This is a genomic window from Empedobacter sp. UBA7611, from assembly GCF_002484365.1.
Taxonomy (GTDB): domain Bacteria; phylum Bacteroidota; class Bacteroidia; order Flavobacteriales; family Weeksellaceae; genus Empedobacter; species Empedobacter falsenii_B.
This window is the reverse complement of sequence record NZ_DLJR01000021.1, coordinates 89,330-106,893: the sequence shown is the minus strand read 5'-3', so window position 1 is coordinate 106,893 and position 17,564 is coordinate 89,330. Positions and strand designations below refer to the sequence as shown.

15 protein-coding genes, 3 tRNA genes and 1 riboswitch are annotated in these 17,564 nt (G+C 30.5%); of the genes, 8 read left to right on the top strand and 10 right to left on the bottom strand.

The window, feature by feature from the left end:
* Positions 1–5: 5 nt before the first annotated feature.
* Positions 6–404: a hypothetical protein gene (locus tag B3R94_RS02985; RefSeq protein ID WP_291098548.1), complete on the bottom strand. Its 399-nt coding sequence runs from the start codon at positions 402–404 to the stop codon at positions 6–8.
* 38 nt (positions 405–442) lie between these two features.
* The gene (locus B3R94_RS02980; protein WP_291098545.1) at positions 443–2,071 is read right to left on the bottom strand and encodes a hypothetical protein; all 1,629 of its coding nucleotides are present in this window, start codon (positions 2,069–2,071) and stop codon (positions 443–445) included.
* 108 nt (positions 2,072–2,179) lie between these two features.
* On the opposite strand from B3R94_RS02980, the gene B3R94_RS02975 reads away from it, so the two are divergent.
* On the top strand, positions 2,180–2,491 hold the full coding sequence (locus B3R94_RS02975) for a DUF3817 domain-containing protein (RefSeq protein WP_125350851.1): 312 nt from the start codon (positions 2,180–2,182) through the stop codon (positions 2,489–2,491).
* 119 nt (positions 2,492–2,610) lie between these two features.
* Here the strand turns inward: B3R94_RS02975 and B3R94_RS02970 are convergent.
* The 3 genes from B3R94_RS02970 to B3R94_RS02960 form a co-directional block, all read right to left on the bottom strand.
* A tRNA-Gly gene (locus B3R94_RS02970) sits at positions 2,611–2,683 on the bottom strand.
* 26 nt (positions 2,684–2,709) lie between these two features.
* Positions 2,710–2,793 (bottom strand) — tRNA-Leu (locus tag B3R94_RS02965).
* Between the two features lie 32 nt (positions 2,794–2,825).
* Positions 2,826–2,898: transfer RNA gene (locus tag B3R94_RS02960), tRNA-Gly, on the bottom strand.
* Positions 2,899–3,040: 142 nt separating this feature from the next.
* Here B3R94_RS02960 and B3R94_RS02955 point away from each other — a divergent pair.
* Both B3R94_RS02955 and B3R94_RS02950 read left to right on the top strand, forming a co-directional pair.
* Complete coding sequence (locus B3R94_RS02955) at positions 3,041–3,415, top strand: hypothetical protein (protein ID WP_125350484.1); 375 nt, start codon at positions 3,041–3,043, stop codon at positions 3,413–3,415.
* A 3-nt stretch (positions 3,416–3,418) separates the two neighbouring features.
* Complete coding sequence (locus B3R94_RS02950) at positions 3,419–4,135, top strand: DUF2071 domain-containing protein (RefSeq protein ID WP_125350483.1); 717 nt, start codon at positions 3,419–3,421, stop codon at positions 4,133–4,135.
* Between the two features lies 1 nt (position 4,136).
* Here the strand turns inward: B3R94_RS02950 and cobC are convergent, their stop codons facing one another.
* The 4 genes from cobC to B3R94_RS02930 all read right to left on the bottom strand — a co-directional run bounded on the left by cobC (position 4,137) and on the right by B3R94_RS02930 (position 7,306).
* Entirely contained in the window at positions 4,137–4,697 is a 561-nt protein-coding gene (gene cobC, locus B3R94_RS02945; protein WP_219033720.1) for an alpha-ribazole phosphatase, read from the bottom strand.
* Complete coding sequence (locus tag B3R94_RS02940) at positions 4,682–5,458, bottom strand: adenosylcobinamide-GDP ribazoletransferase (RefSeq protein WP_038333036.1); 777 nt, start codon at positions 5,456–5,458, stop codon at positions 4,682–4,684. The genes cobC and B3R94_RS02940 overlap by 16 nt, the downstream gene beginning before the upstream one ends.
* On the bottom strand, positions 5,452–6,471 hold the full coding sequence (cobT, locus tag B3R94_RS02935; RefSeq protein WP_038333038.1) for a nicotinate-nucleotide--dimethylbenzimidazole phosphoribosyltransferase: 1,020 nt from the start codon (positions 6,469–6,471) through the stop codon (positions 5,452–5,454). Before cobT ends, B3R94_RS02940 begins: the two co-directional genes overlap by 7 nt.
* A 102-nt stretch (positions 6,472–6,573) precedes the next feature.
* Positions 6,574–6,687, bottom strand: a riboswitch (cobalamin riboswitch).
* On the bottom strand, positions 6,683–7,306 hold the full coding sequence (locus tag B3R94_RS02930) for a hypothetical protein (RefSeq protein ID WP_291098537.1): 624 nt from the start codon (positions 7,304–7,306) through the stop codon (positions 6,683–6,685). It overlaps the preceding riboswitch by 5 nt.
* A 146-nt stretch (positions 7,307–7,452) precedes the next feature.
* On the opposite strand from B3R94_RS02930, the gene B3R94_RS02925 reads away from it, so the two are divergent.
* Genes B3R94_RS02925 through B3R94_RS02905 form a run of 5 tightly spaced genes read left to right on the top strand, consistent with a single transcriptional unit; the run spans position 7,453 to position 16,246 of the window.
* Positions 7,453–11,376: a response regulator gene (locus B3R94_RS02925; RefSeq protein WP_291098534.1), complete on the top strand. Its 3,924-nt coding sequence runs from the start codon at positions 7,453–7,455 to the stop codon at positions 11,374–11,376.
* An 11-nt stretch (positions 11,377–11,387) separates the two neighbouring features.
* A complete protein-coding gene (locus tag B3R94_RS02920; protein ID WP_221854151.1) occupies positions 11,388–11,744 on the top strand; it encodes a response regulator transcription factor in 357 nt (118 codons plus the stop codon).
* A gap of 4 nt (positions 11,745–11,748) precedes the next feature.
* Complete coding sequence (locus B3R94_RS02915) at positions 11,749–12,813, top strand: HEAT repeat domain-containing protein (RefSeq protein WP_291098531.1); 1,065 nt, start codon at positions 11,749–11,751, stop codon at positions 12,811–12,813.
* A 2-nt stretch (positions 12,814–12,815) separates the two neighbouring features.
* Positions 12,816–15,077, top strand: a complete 2,262-nt coding sequence (locus B3R94_RS02910) for a glycosyltransferase family 2 protein (protein WP_291098528.1) — start codon at positions 12,816–12,818, stop codon at positions 15,075–15,077.
* Positions 15,074–16,246 carry an LTA synthase family protein gene (locus B3R94_RS02905; RefSeq protein WP_291098525.1) on the top strand — a complete coding sequence of 391 codons (1,173 nt, stop codon included), beginning with the start codon at positions 15,074–15,076 and terminating at the stop codon, positions 16,244–16,246. Before B3R94_RS02910 ends, B3R94_RS02905 begins: the two co-directional genes overlap by 4 nt.
* On the opposite strand, the gene B3R94_RS02900 is transcribed toward B3R94_RS02905, so the two are convergent.
* Positions 16,243–17,490: a YaiO family outer membrane beta-barrel protein gene (locus B3R94_RS02900; RefSeq protein ID WP_291098522.1), complete on the bottom strand. Its 1,248-nt coding sequence runs from the start codon at positions 17,488–17,490 to the stop codon at positions 16,243–16,245. The genes B3R94_RS02905 and B3R94_RS02900 overlap by 4 nt on opposite strands.
* Positions 17,491–17,564: the final 74 nt, after the last annotated feature.

Genomic DNA, 17,564 nt, shown 5'->3' with positions numbered 1-17,564 from the left:
GGTTTTTAGGGAAGATTACATAAGAAGTGTTCAATAATAAATTCAGGATAATTATTGTTATAATAAATGATTTCTACATCAAAATTACTTGCTTGATTATTGAAAGAATATTTTATTAGTCTATTATTTTGATCATAATATTCGACAATATATCCATCTTTTGTTTTGTTTACAAGAGGTCTTATTTCTTTCTTCTTTGATACTAAATGATTTGGAAACAAAGATGGAGTATAAGAATCATAGTGTTTATTATAGAATAATAAATTTAGTTTTTCTTTAGATTTTATAGTATCAATAGATTGAGTATGTATATCATCTCCTAAATAACATGTATTTTTGAATATATATTCTTGAGCAAAATTATTTATGGATATAAATAAAAATATAATTGATAAATATTTCATTATTAAATATTTATAAAAATTAAAGTAAAATATTTTTTTTAAAACTGACTTAATATCCCAAAATGGATTTTAGATTCTTTGAAGTCGAACGAAGTTTCGTCTGTTTTACCAACTGCATAACTCAAATTGAAAATTCCCATTTTCGTTAAAAAAGAAATTCCAGTTCCTAAACTTAACAAAGACGTGTTCAGATTTGCGCGTTTGTTATCAATAAAACCATAATCGGCGAAAAGTCCAATATAAAAAGCTTCGCTTGGAACAAAACGATAATCTGCACTCAAAAATCCGTACATATTTGCGGTAATACTTTCTTCGTTAAAACCTCTAAAACTCCCGAAACCACCAATTCTGTACAATTCATTTTCGGAGAAATCATCGACTTTCGTGAGCAAACCTCTAAATTCTGCACCAGCTTTTAAGAAATGCTTTTTGGATAATTCGAATAAACGAAACGTTTTTAGACCAACTTCAACTTGATTGACGGTTTTATTTTCCAAATCTTCTGTCCACGAAAAATTCTTTTCCTTTTTACGAATCGAATTTACCGCAACATTCAACATAGATTTTCCTTCCATCAAACGAAAAGGATGTTTCAGGAAATAGTGATAACTCAAACCAAAACCAATTTTCGAATAATCGTCGTAGCTCGATTTTAGATAGGAATCATCTTCCAACAAAAAGTTAGACGATTGTATAATTCCGCTTACACCAATATTCGAGTTGAGGTTGAGTTGATAAAATAATCGCTCCGAAAAATCTAAATTCACAAAAACAGAATCTTGTTTGAAAAGCTTGAAATTCGTTTCCGAACCAATCGCAGATTTGAACAAATAAGGTACTTTAACACCAATATTCAACGACGTATTTTTATTTGCTGTTCCAATCCAATTTAACCTGATTTCTTCCAAACTATTGAACACGTTGTTCAACGAAAGTTGTACATTTCCGTTCAATCTAAAATCGCCGTTATCATCTGTTCCAAAACCTAAAACACCATCAAAATAATTTGAATTTACTTTGCGAGGATACAAATATAAAATCGTAGAATCAGGCTTAAATAAAGTTTGTGGTAATTGCGCTTCTGCAATATAATTGGTTTGTTGCATTAATGTCGAAATTGTTGCCAACTTCTGTTCATTGTATACTTCGCCAGTTTTTATATTGAGTCCATGACGCAAATAACCTTTGGATAATTTTTCGTAACCAACCAATTTTACACCATCTATTGTTCGCAGATTTCCTTTGTCTAAAACCAATTCAATTTTCTGTTCATTTTGTTCAAAACCATTTGGAACAAGTTTTATTTGCGCAAACGGATAACCTTGATTAGTGTTGGTTGTTGCTATTTTATTTAGAATAGAATCTAAATTATTTGTTGGGAAATAATTATTTTTATTTTCGAACAATTCATTGTTTTTCACCCAAATTGTTTGGTACAATTTTCCTTTATTTAGATAAACTTTTTCATTTTTTATCGAATCAATCGTCAAAGTATAATAACCTGTTTTTTGAAGCGAATCTAAAGATGAATCAAGATTTTTGCTTTCGAAATCTTTTGTATACGATTTTGTATCATCATTATACCGTAAAAAATGATATGTTTTTTCTTGTCCAAAAAGAAAAATAGTTTGGATAAAAAAGAAGAATATGTAGCCTAAAAATCGCATTGTTGCTTATAATAACGTGTAAAATAGATGTTAAGTATTTGTTTTACTGATATCTATTAGTGTTCATGTGGAAATTAAAAATTATTTTTGACTTCAAATTTAAGATGAATGTTGAAATTATTTAAAATTACTGGATATTTAGAAGCTATTTCTGCGATAGTTTTGTTTTTTATCGCAATGCCAATGAAATATATTTGGGAAGATCCTACATGGGTAACACACGCAGGACGCGTACACGGAGGATTGTTTATAGCTTATATTATATTGGTTTATTTATTGAAAGAAAAATACAATTGGTCTTGGAAAATTTTTATGATCTTTTTTATCGCAGCAGTTATTCCTGGAGGAACAATTTGGGCGGAAAAAAGATTAATCGAAGGCAAAAAATATAAACAAATGTTGGCTGAAGAAGCGAAATAAGACAACGATTAGATAAAAAAGTAAAAACCTTAAACGTGATTGTTTGAGGTTTTTTTATGTTTTAGGAATCAAATTTTTCTAAATAAAAAAAGCCGAAGATTAATCTTCGGCTTTTACAGAGCGGGAAACGAGACTCGAACTCGCAACATTCAGCTTGGAAGGCTGACGCTCTACCAATTGAGCTATTCCCGCGTAAATTTTCAAATCAAATTAAAAAGTACCTCAGGCGGGACTTGAACCCGCACGTCCTAATGGACACAGGATTTTAAGTCCTGCGTGTCTACCAATTCCACCACCAAGGCAAAATTTGATTTTTGAATTTAATATTTCAAAGAGCGGGAAACGAGACTCGAACTCGCAACATTCAGCTTGGAAGGCTGACGCTCTACCAATTGAGCTATTCCCGCGTTGTGAGTGCAAATATAAGGTCATTAATATTACTTTTGCAAGTGTTTTTCGAATAAATTTTACAACTTTTTTCTAATAAATTAATTTTGAAATATTTGACTTGTTGATTTTTTTTGAGAAATTAGGGAATTGAATTATTTTATGGAGAAATTATTTATTTTTTGTGGTGTTTTTCTTCTTGTGATGAGTTGTAATTCTAAGAAAAAGTTTGAATCAGATAAATGGATTCCTTTTGAGGAAGGAGTTTACGGACAAAATTATCGTTATAAGATGTTGGATGATTTGGTTAATAATGTTTTAAAATTTGATTCATATAATTCAAATGGAACTTCAAAAAATGAGGTTTATAAATTGATTGGTAAGCCTGATGAAATTTTAGATAAAATGGAGGTTTATTTAATTCAAGAAAAAATTGGTAAAATTGATCAAAATGGAGAAATTAAACTTTATTTAAAATATAGTGATAATTTGACGTTGAATTATTGGAAAATACAAGAAACAACTTACAAAGAATAAATTATGAAAATCCCTACAATTTATGGTATTATAGAACGTAGAATGTTAATCAATTTTTGTGTAGAATCACACTATATTGAGAAGATTTTACCTCAACCTTTTCGTCCAAAATTGTACAAAGGAAAAGCAATTGCTGGAATCTGTTTGATTCGATTAAAAGATATAAAACCAAAAGGTTTACCTGATTTTGTAGGAGTGAATTCTGAAAATGCAGCGCATCGAATCGCGGTTGAATGGGAAGAAAATGGTGTGACAAAAGAAGGTGTATATATCCCGATGAGAGATACTTCTCTAAAATTGAATACGCTTGTTGGTGGTCGAGTTTTTCCTGGGAAACATTATTTTGCGAAGTTTAATGTTATAGAAGAAAACGATAATTATCATTTAGATTTCACGAGTTCTGACGATACACGAATTGAAATTGATGCAAAAAAATCTGTTGAATTTAATTCGAATTCGATTTTCGAAACGTTGAATGAAGTTTCAAAATTCTTCGAGAATGGTTCTGTCGGTTATTCTCCAAATGGAAATAATTTTGAAGGTCTAAAACTCGAAACCTATAATTGGGGAGTAGAACCTTTGGAAGTTTTACATGTGAAATCAAGTTTTTTTGAAAATGAAACAATCTTTCTAAAAGGTTCTGTTCAGTTTGATAACGCAATTCTGATGACCAATATCGAACATGAATGGAAGTCGTTAGAAAAGATAAAATGTTTGTAGTTTATTCTTTCCTTAAAATAAAATCTTCCTCATTTGTTTTTCCTAAATTAAACTGAAACATTTCACCATAATTTATAGGTATTTTGAATGCATTTTTGATTGGTATTTGCAACAAATAACACCACATCAAACGGATGATTCCACCATGTGCAACAATCAGCACTTTTTCGTGTTGAGTATTTCGTAACTCTTCCATAAAATCAAAAAGTCGCGTAGACATATCTTGCATTGATTCGCCGTTTGGTGTTTTAGTTTCGACAAAATCGGCGTACCAAGGTTCTATTTCTTCCGAAGGAATTTCGTTCCACGATTTCATTTCCCAATCTCCAAAATTGAATTCTTTTAATCGTTCATCAAAAATAATTTCATTCGAGAAAGTTTCTGCTAATCGTTGACAGCGACTCAGTGGACTTGAAAAAATTATCTCAAAGTCGTTTTCGATCTTAGTATGAATTTGTACTACTTCTTGATGAAAAGTATCAGCTAATTCCACATCAGTTTGTCCGTAACAAACCGATGAAGGAACATTAACTTTTGTATGTCGAATTACAGAAACTTGCATAGAATTAAAACGCCAAGATAAAACAAAACTTCGGTAACTTGTTGCACAGTTCCCAAGCAATCGCCTGTATATCCACCAATATATTTTTTGAAATACCAGCCCAAATAAACTTTTCCTATGTAACAAAGTGGTAATATCAACAAGAATTTCCATTCGCCAAAAACAATAAAAGGCACAAGACAGAAAAGAAAACTAATGATAAGATTTTTTATTGGAAGTGCTTTATTTGCCATCGGTTTTGATTTACTTTTGTCGATATCTGTCACATATTCGTGTGTATAAATCATCATTCCAGAAAAAAAGCGACTAACCGAATGTGCTGCAATCAAGCTGAAAATCATCAACCAAAAATTATTTTCTGCAATATGTTGAAGTGATGTGAATTTCAATAACAACAATAAGATAACACCAATTACACCATAAGCTCCAATTCGGCTATCTTTCATAATTGTCAAGATTTTTTCTTTGCCATAACCGCCTCCAAAACTATCGCAAACATCGGTGAAACCATCTTCATGAAAAGCTCCTGTCAGTAAAACGCTTGTAATCATTGTGATAATAATAGCAATATCAATAGGTAAAATAAATTGACAAATTGTATAAATCAATGCATTAAAAGCGCCAACCAATAAACCAATCGCTGCATAGTATTTTTGTGATTGATTCATGATTTCGTTGCTATATGGAATTTTGAACGGAATCGGAATTCGCGTAAAAAACATCAATGCGGTTAAAAAATAAGCGATTTCTTTTTTTAGCATTTCACTTCAGTTTCTTTGTTACTCACGCCTGCAGATTCGAAACTCGCCATATCATTGTAGAAATTTACCGCACTTTTGATAATTGGATAAGCCAACGCACACCCCGTTCCTTCACCAACTCGCAAATTGATGTTCAGAATTGGTTCTTCGTTGAAATAATTTAATAAATATTGATGTCCAGATTCATCACTTTGATGACAGAAAATTGTATTGTTTAAAATTTCTGGGTTTAATTTAGACGCAACCAAAATCGCAGACGAAGCAATATATCCATCAATCATCAACAACATATTATGTTCATAAGCAGATAACATTGCAGCTGTCATTTGAGCAACTTCAAAACCTCCAAAAGTGGCTAAAATTTCTTTTGGATCAGTAATTTTCCTATGTGTATTTTTAACCTGATTTAGAATATTGATTTTATTTTGTAATTGCTCATCATTCAAACCTGTTCCACGTCCTACACATTGTTCAAGCGGTAAATCGGTCAAATAATGTACAAGCATCGATGCAGAAGAGGTATTCCCAATTCCCATTTCGCCAAAACCAATAATATTTGTTCCATTTTGAGCGATTTCGTTCACAATTGTCTTCGAATAATCAAAACATTGTTCCAATTGATCTAAGGTCATTGCAGGTTCGTGCAAGAAATTTTTGGTTGATTTGGCTACTTTACAATTTTTCAAAACCGAATAATCCTCGAAATCATAATTTACACCAGCGTCAACAATCGTTAAATTAATCTCATTTTGATTACAAAAAACATTAATAGCTGCTCCATTATTTAGGAAATTTAAAACCATTTGAGGCGTAACTTCTGCTGGATACGCACTAACACCAGATTGTGCAATTCCGTGATCGCTTGCGAAAACGATTAGATGAGGTTTTATTAATTCTAAATGATTTTTTTGCTGAACCAAACCAATTTTAAGTGCGATTTTTTCTAATAAACCTAAAGCTCCAAGCGGTTTTGTTTTAAGATCAATAATGTGTTGAATTTCTTCTTTTTGCATTTTATACTAAACTAAATTTTAATAAAAAAATGCTTTCGAAATCAAGTGCAATCAATTCAACAAATAATAAAAATATATGTAGTTTTGATTGAGCTTCAATCGCGAAAGCATCATCTAAAAAGTGGTCTGGCTTATAGTTTTTCTCTACTTACAGTTGCGCGACAGCTCGAGATTTGCACTCGATTCCCTTTTGTGCAAGCAAGGTAATAAATTATTTTTCTGGGACAAAATTTTCATCAATCACTATATCTCCCATCAAAACGACTTGCTCTTCAAAATCAGAAGTGTTTAAATTAACTTTATTCGGAAAATTTTTAAATGAATAAGATTTATAAACTTCTGAATTTATTTCATTTGAAGCTAATCTTAGGTTAAGTTCAGTATTTTTTAAAGTCTCAAATTGTATTATATATTCCTCGCCAACGTTTAATTTACTTTCTACTAATTCATCATTAATTAACAAACGATATGTTTTGATTTCTAAGTTAGAATTTCCAAAATTAACTTTTATTTTGAATTTTATTTTTTCTTTGTGAATCGAATCATTTTTTGCAACTAAAGGTTCTGTACAATTTGGTTTATCCTGTCCATTTGTACATGAATTTAATAACCCAAAAGCAGAAAAAATCATGACATTAGAAATCGTTTTCTTAAAAAGATTTTGACCTAATTGACTTGGATGAAAAATACCACAATGAACGTTGCTTTTCTGAAATTCATTCGAAATTTCGTCATTTGTCAAATTAGAAAAGTCAGTGATTTTATGTTGACATTTTGCACAGAAATTTTCGTTTGTTAATTTCTCTTTGCAAGGAATTGGAATTGTGATTTTCATATTTTTTAAAGTTTAGATTTATAATAGAGATGATTTTATGAATAAAAAGGTTGGTTTTATTTTTAGAAATAATTGATTTAGAATATTTGGATTTATGTAATATCTTTAACCACCTCTACTTTCCTATTAAATAAGATCAATTTTTAATGAAAAATTTTCCCATCCCAACGAACGAAAAGCAAAGATTGCAAGCGGTTTACGATTATAATTTACAAGAACATGATAAAGACGAAGAATTAGAGGTTTTTGCAAATGCTGCGAGTTTGATTTGTAATGCGCCAATTGCGTTAGTTTCTATTTTTGATGAAAACTATCAAGTGATTAAAGCCAATTGCGGAATCGAGGTAGATATTGTTCCGCGTCAACAAACAATATGTCAATTTTCTTTGGTAGAAAATGAAATTTTGGTGATTGATGATGTGACGAAATTTGAACCTGCAAAAAATATTGCTGGTGTAAAAGCTGCAAATATTCAGTTCTATGCTGGTGTTCCGTTGATTGATGACAATGGGAATGCGTTGGGAACATTATGTGTAAACGACCATTATCCAAGAACGTTGGACGAAAAACAACGTAATTTATTGATTCAACTTGGGAAAAATATTACCAAATTATTGGTGAGTAAAAAGCGCAAAAAAGATGCGGCTTACTTTCAAAATATCTATAAAATATCTAATAATCTGATTGGAGTTGCTGATATTAATGGTGTTTTAAAATCTATAAATCCTGCTTTCAAAGAGGTTTTGGGGATGAAAAAAGAATTTCCTATTGTAGAAAGAAATTTTATAGATTTTGTTGCTGAAAAGGATAAAACGAAAGTCAATACCTATTTATCAAATCTTAAAAATAATACAGATTCTATCAATTTTAAATGTTTGATGTGTTCTCCTGAATCTCAAGAAGAGAAGTTGGTGGAATGGTACACAAAATCGAATTTAAAAATTGATAACGAAATCTTTTTCTTTGGTCGAGATATCACGCTAGAAAATTCGAAAAAAGTAGAATTAGAAAACAGCGAACGTAAGTTTAGAAATTTCTTCAATTCTTCGCTTGGTTTGATGACGATTCACGATTTGGATGGAAATATTTTGTCGATAAATAAGACGGGATTAGAATCTATGGGCTATTCAGAAAGTGAAGCAAAAGATTTGAATCTGAAAAATTTAATTCCAAAAGCTAATCAAAAAGAATATCAAACCTATATCGAAATAATTTTGAGTAAAAAGCAAGATTCTGGATTGATGAGTTTGATTAAGAAAGATGGTTCGTTGACATATTGGTTATACAGCAATATTTTGGACAAAGATAACGAAGGAAATCCTGTTGTAATGAGCACTGCGGTGGATATGACGCAAAGAACTTTGTTGGAAAGAGATCTTAATCGTGTTCGTCAATTGTTAGATCATACATACGAAGTTGCAAATGTTGGAGGTTGGAAATATGATTTGATTCAACAAAAATTAATTTGGGCAGATACGACGAAAAAAATCCACGAAGTTGAACCAGATTATGAACCAAATGTAGAAACTGCACTTCATTTTTATGAAGCTAAAAGTAGTTATCCAAAAATCAAGAAAGCCTTTAGAGATGCCGTAGAAAAAGGGATTGAATATGATATGGAATTGCAAATCGTTACGCAAAATGGAAAAACAATTTGGGTAAGATGCAAAGGAATTCCAGAATTTGTAAATGGTGAATGTGTTAGCGTTTTTGGAATTTTTCAGGATATTAATGAAAGGAAACGTTATACGTTAGAATTGGCTCGACAAAAAGCCATTTTCGAAACGTTTATTAATCACGTACCTGCTTCTGTTGCAATGTTTGATAATGAAATGAATTATCTGACTTTGAGTAATCAATGGAGTGATGAATTTGCGATAAAAAAGAAAAATGTGATCGGAAAATCTCATTACGAAATGTATGATGTTCCAGCAGAAAGAAAAGCAATTTACGATGCTTGTTTGCAAGGCGAAAATTATTCGAATGATGATACCATTTATCGCACACCAAAATATGATACGGATCAACACTATTCGTGGGCGATTCATCCGTGGTATATCAACAAAAAACAGATTGGCGGTCTGATTATGTTTTCGCAAAATATAACAGAATCTGTCAAGAAAAATAAAGAACTTAAAAAAGCCAAAAAGAATGCTGATCTCGCTAGTAAGGCAAAGTCTGAATTTTTAGCAAATATGAGTCACGAGATTCGAACGCCGTTAAATGGTGTGATTGGTTTCTCTGATTTATTGTTGAAAACGCCACTTAATCCGACTCAAAAACAATATTTGAATTTTATTAATGATTCTGCAAATTCATTGTTGTCAATAATAAATGATATTTTAGATTTCTCTAAAATTGAATCCGGTCGAATGGATGTTTTGATAGAAAAAAATAATTTGTTCGAGTTAGGAAATCAAGTAATTAATGTGATTCTTTATCAAGCCGAAAACAAAAAAATTGAATTGTTGTTGAATATAGATAATAATTTACCTCAATTTATTTGGATTGATGAAGCTCGATTGAAACAAGTGTTAATTAATCTACTTGGAAACGCTGTGAAATTTACGGATAGTGGAGAAATAGAACTAAAAATTAGTCAAGTTGAACCAATTGTGAAAGGAGAAAAAGCAAAATTGAGATTCTCTGTTCGTGATACAGGAATTGGTATAAAACCAGAAAAACAAGCCAAGATTTTTGATGCATTTACACAAGAGGATAGTACTGTTAGTAAACGTTTCGGAGGAACTGGTTTAGGTTTAACAATTTCGAATAAGTTGCTAAATTATTTCGGAAGCCATCTAGAATTGCAAAGCGAAATAGATAAAGGTTCTACATTTTTCTTTGATTTAGAAGTTGATTACGAATATAATATTGAGCAACAATTTGATCATTTGGAAGAAATAAATCATGTGTTGATTGTAGATGATAATCAAAGTAATCAAATGATTTTGCAACATATGTTACAGTTCAAAAATATAACATCTGATATTGCAAATAATGGAATGGAAGCGCTACAGAAAGTTTTGAATGGCGATGTTTACGATGTTATTTTGATGGATTATCATATGCCGGTTTTGAATGGTTTGGAAACAATTCAGAAAATAAAAGAGTATTTCGTAACAAAGGATACAAAAACTCCTTTAGTGTTATTGCATAGTTCTTCTGAGGATGAATATCTAATTCAGAAAGCAAAAGAATTAGGAATTACTTCGCGTTTATTGAAACCAATTAAGTCGGAAGAATTGTTTGATACGTTGCGTAAAACAATTATTGATTCGAAAGAAATTCAAACCATAGAAATTGAAAATCAAGAAGAAATTTCGCAAGATTTTTCGAAACAATTTCACATTTTAATTGCAGATGATAATTTAGTAAATATGGCTCTGAATCAGCAAATTATCAAAAATATTGCACCAAATTCTATTTTGTATACAGCTGCGAATGGAGCGGAAGCCGTATCAATTTGTCAAGAAAATAAGATCGATTTAATCTTGATGGATATTCAAATGCCAGAAATGAATGGGATTGAAGCAACTAGGGTTATTCGTTTGTTAAATAATTTTCAAGAAACTCCGATTATAGCAGTGACAGCGGGAAATGTAAAAGGCGAAAAGGAAAAATGTCTTGATGCTGGATTGAATGATTTCTTAGCAAAACCAATTCGAGAAAAAGATATTTTTGATGTCCTAGAAAAATGGTTAGATTTTTCTAAAAAAGAAAAGAATGAAACCAACGATTTTGGAAATCACCTTGATCTTTCTATGATAAATAATTATACGAAAGACGACGAATCGTTTAGAAAAATGTTTATAGAAATAATTATTAATGAGTTAGAAAAATCTGTACAAGAATTTGAAACTTATTTCAACAAACAAAATTTAGAAGGATTAAATCAATTAGGTCATAAAGTAAAAGGAACAGCAAAAACTGCAGGACTTACAATTTTGGCTGATTTAACCGAACAAATAGAAAAATCAACTTCGATCAATTACCTACAAGAAAACCAGCTGATTATTAAAGTAAAAACCGAAATAGAATTAGTTATTAACTATTTAAAAAATATTTAAAAACCAATATTATGCAGATTTTAATTGCCGAAGACGATGAATTGATTTTAAAAACAATTGAACACAAACTGAAAAAAGAAGGTTACAAAGTTGTTTTAACACGAAATGGAAAAGAAGCAATCAGTAAGATTGAGAATGAAGATATTGATTTGATTATTACAGATATTATGATGCCTTTTGCGTCTGGTTTGGAGATTATTAGTGCTGTTAGAAAAAGTAAAAATTCCGAAACACCAATGATTATTTTGTCTTCTTTAGGGCAAGAAGATGTAGTGGTGGAAGCATTTAATTTGGGTGCAAATGATTTTATGGTGAAACCATTTAGCCCTATTGAATTGTCGGTTCGCGTGAAGAAATTGCTAAAATAAAAGCATGATTATCCTACAAATTATAACCTATACCGAGTTAATCGTAGGAATTTATATTCTACTTATTTTACTTTTTTTGACAATTATTTATACGTTATTGACAAGTATAATTGAATATAAAATCATTACAAAGAAAAATAAGTGGAATGCGATTATTGATCAAGAAATTTATGAAACAATTTTGGATGATCAATCCAATTCGAATACTGACTTTAATGATTATTTGAAATCAAGTTCATTCAAACATTATTTTATTAAAAAATTACTAAAAGCGAAACAAAATTTTTCTGGAAATTCAAAAGAAAGTATTCAAAATTTATTTGACCATTATGAATTAAAAAAAATATCCTTACAGAAATTAAATAGTCAAAAAAATCATGAAATAGCCGAGGCAATACAAGAAGTTACGACGATGAATCATGTTGAAACTTTACCAAAAATCAAAAGTATGTTACAACATAAAAATGATTTAGTACGATCTGAAGCGCAATATGGTTTAACGAAATTTGCTGGTTTCGAAGGTTTATATTTTTTGGATAATTTACAAGAGCAATTGACGGATTGGCAACAGTTGAAATTGTTGGATGCAATTACAATTTTACCAAATCTTGATGAGGTTGATAAGATAATTTCAAATTGGTTAAAATCACCTAATCAAAGTGTGAAAATTCTAACAATGAAATTAATTCGCAAGTTTCAATTGTTGCAAATGCACGATTTGGTTGCAGATAATTTGCACGATTCTGATGAAAAAGTTGTGGAAGAAACGATTAAAACATTAGTCAGAATCGAAGATGACTCAACCTCAAAGCTATTGATTGAGCAATATGAAACGTGTAACGAAAAGTTTCAAATTCAAATTTTAAAAGCTTTAGAAAAAATCTCAAATCCAGAAAATAACACATTCTTAGAAACTCAAGCAAAGGAAAATCCTTCATTTTCTGTCAAAAAAGCAAGTGTAAAAGCCTTAAATAATTGTTGTTCAAAAACCGATTTACAAAAACTTGCACACCAATCAAACTCTCCTGAATTAAAACAAATTATTAATCAAATTATCCAAGAAAACTAATCATGAATTGGCTAGAAACGGCTTTCGATTTTTTTATTTACGGCTTCCTTTTTTATTCAATCCTATTAATTTTAGTCTACGGATGGATAGGTTTTTATGCAAAAGGAGCGATAAAAATGTATATCCGAAAAAACAGTTTTACGGATTATTCGCTTATTGCAACATCGCCAAATGCGCCAACTTTTAGCCTTATTGCGCCCGCTTATAACGAAGGTGCAACGATTGTGGAGAACGTGCGTTCTTTGTTGTCGTTGTATTACAATCAACTCGAAATTATTATTGTAAATGATGGTTCCAAAGATGATTCGTTGCAACGATTAATTGAAGCGTATGATTTGATTAAAATTGATTATTTCGTTGAAGGAAATATAGAAACGAAACCAATTAATGCAATTTATAAAAGTACAAATCCTGTTTTCAAGAAATTAATTATTGTTGACAAAGTAAATGGAGGAAAATCGGATGCGCTAAATGTCGGAATTAATATTGCAGCAAACGATTATATTGTTTGTATTGATGTCGATTGTATTTTAGAACAAGATGCGATTCTGAAGCTAGCAAAACCGTTTATGGATGAAGCAAAAGCAAAAGTAATTGCATGTGGAGGCGTAATTCGTTTGGCGAATAATTGTACAATTGTAGATGGTAAAATTGTCGATGTTAATTTGCCAAAAACTCGTTTAGGAAGAGCGCAAGCGTTAGAATATATTCGAGCATTTCTTTTGGGAAGAATGGCGTGGTCGCGCGCCAATGGTTTGATGCTGATTTCGGGTGCTTTTGGTGCTTTTGATCGTGAAATTGTACTCCAGTGTGGCGGTTACGATCACGATACAGTTGGTGAAGATATGGAGCTTGTTGTGCGAATGCGACGTTATATGCACGAACAAAAATTGGCCTATAAAGTGGTGAATATTCCCGATCCGCTTTGTTGGACAGAAGTGCCAGAAAGTAAAGAAATTTTAACAAAACAACGCAATCGTTGGATGCGTGGAACGATAGAAACCTTGTGGAAACATCGTATTTTATTTTTCAATCCTAAATATGGAAAACTTGGAATGATGAGTTATCCGTATTGGTTTTTCTTCGAATTTTTAGGACCGATTATCGAATATATTGGTTGGATCATTTTCGTAGTTTTATTCTTTTTAGGATTTATTAATTGGCATATTTTCTTTCCTTTGATGGCTTTTGTATTGCTTTATGGAATTTTATATTCGATTTATGCTATTCTGATTGATTTGATGACGTACAATGTTTATCACAAAAAAGGGGATATTCCGAAATTATTTTTTACGGCGTTTATAGAGCCGTTTACATTTCATCCGTTTGTTGTGATGGCAGGCGTGAAAGGGGTGAAGGATTTCTTTCTCAAAAATAATTCGTGGGGAGAAATGACGCGACAAGGTTTTGGAGGAAATCAAGCGAAAGAATTATCTATTTGGCAAAAACTGAAACTTGGATTTATTAATTTAGTTCAGCAAACTACGTTTATTTCACTGATATATTTTTTAATTTTTGGATTGTCATCAATTCTTGAATTTTATCTTTATCAAGAAAATCTTACAACAACTTCTAATCAAACTTTATTTTTTGATTTATTCGTACATAATATCGATTTTGCTTTAGATAGTATTTTTGTGGTAAGTTTTATATATTTTTTACTACAATTTTATTCGATAAGTTGGACAAAAAAATGGATCATTTTTGCGTATTCTTTTTTAATAATTTTGAATATTTTATTGATTAAATATTTTCAAACAACACTCAATTTATTAGGTTCAGATTTGTTTTCTTATACATTCGAAGAATTGAAATTAATTATTGGAGCATCAGGTGTTGTCAATACAATAAGTATCCTTTTATCAATTGCTGTAATTGCTGTTTTAACAACGATATTTATTTACAGTTATCGATTAAAAATTAACCAAAAAATTCTTCAATTACCATTAATAATTTTGAGTTTTTTATCGCTTATTGTTCCAATTAATTTGGATTTAAAAAGTTCTCAAAATGATGAGTTTTCATCTAATCTAATTTTGAGTAAATCGTCTTATTTTTTCTCAAACTCGATTGAACAATATGCAGAAGATAAACTTTCGGAAATTGATTTTTTAAATTCAAATTCGAGTTCAAATAATGAAGATAATCGACATTATTTCGATAAAACTAATTATCCATTTTTGTATCAAGATGAGAACAAAAATTTCTTCGATGATCAATTTAATTTAACAACAAAAAAAAACCGAATGTTGTTTTTATTGTGATTGAAGGTTTGGGACGAGCTTTTAGTAACGAAAGTGCATATTTAGGTTCTTTTACACCATATATTGATAAGCTTTCGAAAAAGAGTTTGTATTGGGAAAATGGATTAAGTACGACGGGAAGAACATATGGAGTTTTACCTGGATTGACGGGTTCTTTGCCATTTGCTGAAAATGGTTTTATGGAACAAAAGAGTTTACCTCAACATTACAATTTGTATAATTTGTTGAAAAGTAATGGTTATAAAACGGGGTACTTTTACGGTGGCGATGCTGATTTCGATTTTATGTCGAAATACTTGAATTATTCGGGTGTTGAAACAATTATTGATGAAAATGATTACGAAAATAATTATGCAAAAATTCCGTCGAATAATGGATTTTCTTGGGGATTTGACGATCATTCAGTGTTTAAAAAATATTTAGCAACGCAAAAAGAAAATAATCAACCATATTTTAATGTTTTGATGACGTTAGCGACGCATAGTCCTTTCTTAATAAACAATGTTGAGAAATATAATAAACAGTTTGAAACGTTGATTAAATCTCGAAATTATGATGCGACAACTTTGACGACAGTAAAAAAATATAAACAACAATTGGTGACTTTTTTGAGTGTTGATGAAGCTGTAAAAAACTTTTTCGAAGCTTATCAAAAACGTTCAGATTTTAATCAAACTATTTTTGTGATTACTGGAGATCATCGAATGCCAGAAGTACCGATGGAAACAAAGATTGATCGTTTTCATGTTCCGATTATTGTTTATTCTCCTTTGTTAAAGTCACCGAAAAAGATGTCAAATATTGTGACGCATTTTGATGTTGCACCAACTTTTGTGACATATTTTAGAGATTCATATAAACTGAAATTACCGAATTATGTGACTTGGATGGGACAGAATTTAGAAAACGGTAAAGCGAATTTCAGAAAACAAGGCGTTCCGTTAATGCAGAATAAAAATATTTTAGATGATTATGTTTTTCAAAATTATCATTTGTCAGGAGGGAAGTTATATCGAATCGAAAAGAATTTAACAGAAGATGTTGAACAAAATTCGAAAATGGAAACAGAGTTGAAAAATCGTTTGAAAAGCTTTAAAACAAAAAACCATTCTTTGAAAAATACTCAAAAAATGGTTCCTGATTCTATATTTAATCGTTATATCAATTAGAATTTTCGGCTGTACGAAACACTTACATCAAATTGATTTCCTTTTTGATTTGGTCGATATTCTTGATTATAATAATTCGCACCAATTGAAATTAAGTTTAATTCATTGATTGAAAAGTTATAATCTGCTCCAATTTTGAAGGACTTCAGTTTGTAAGTTGTATCTTCTAAAAGATTGTTGTTAAAATCTTCTGGTGAAATTCCTGTACCAATAGCTAAGCTTAAATAATTGCTTGCATCGCCAGTATAATAACGAGTTGTGAATGTATACGAATGCGAAATATTGTTGTTGCTTGGCGTTACAAATGCACGTAAATTGAACCAATAATTTTTATAATATTTTCCAATTGATCCCGTAAACATCCAAACATCATCCGAAAAATGAAGTTGACGATAACCTAACTCGGCTTCAAAACTTTTGGGTAAATTAGCGTAAAGAGAAGCGCCTGTGCGATATTTAGGGAAAATTCCATCACTATCCGAATATCCGCCGCCGACGTACATGTAAAATGTCTTAGAAAGTCTTGGATAAGCTTCTACTTCGTATTGAACACCATTATCTCTAAACTTGTTTGCGTAATTTACTTTAAAGACCAATGAACCTATCGAAGTTTGTCTTTTATAACTAACCGAAACTTGATGCCAATCATCTGCAAATTGTTTGTCAAAATGCGAGTAATTGTAATTAACACCAATTGCGTTTTTAGTATTATTGATTTCAATACGATTTGCTAATTCACGTGCTTCCGTATTCTTGGGATTAATTGCTAATAATTCTTTAATTGTTTTTGAAGCTTCATCATAAGCATTGTTTGAATTAAGAACTTTAGTTTTTAACAACAATAAATCCTCATTTTTAGGATATTTAATTAATCCACGATCAATAATAGAAACGGCTTCTGTATAATTATCATTCCAATATTCAAGCGATGTGTAAGCTAAATAGAAATCGGTAGAAGGGGCCATGTTTTTTTCAATATTCTGAAAAATTTTTCTTGCTTCTTCGGTTTCATCATTCCACGTATATATTCGTCCCAAAAAAACAGCGATATCTGTATATTCTGGCGATTGATCTAAAGCTTGTAATGCAAGTTTCTTGGCAGTTGTATAATCTTTTTCTTCGAAAGCTTTGTGACGTGCTTCTTGAAATAAATCATCCGAACTTTTAGATTCTTGACTATACGAAAATAAAGGTAAAAAGGTAAGAGTAAAGAGTGTTTTTCTTAAAAATGATTTTTGAATCATGTGGTAAAAACGTACTTTATTATGAGGATAAAGATATAATTATTTAGAGCATAAAAAAAGCTCAAGAAAATAAA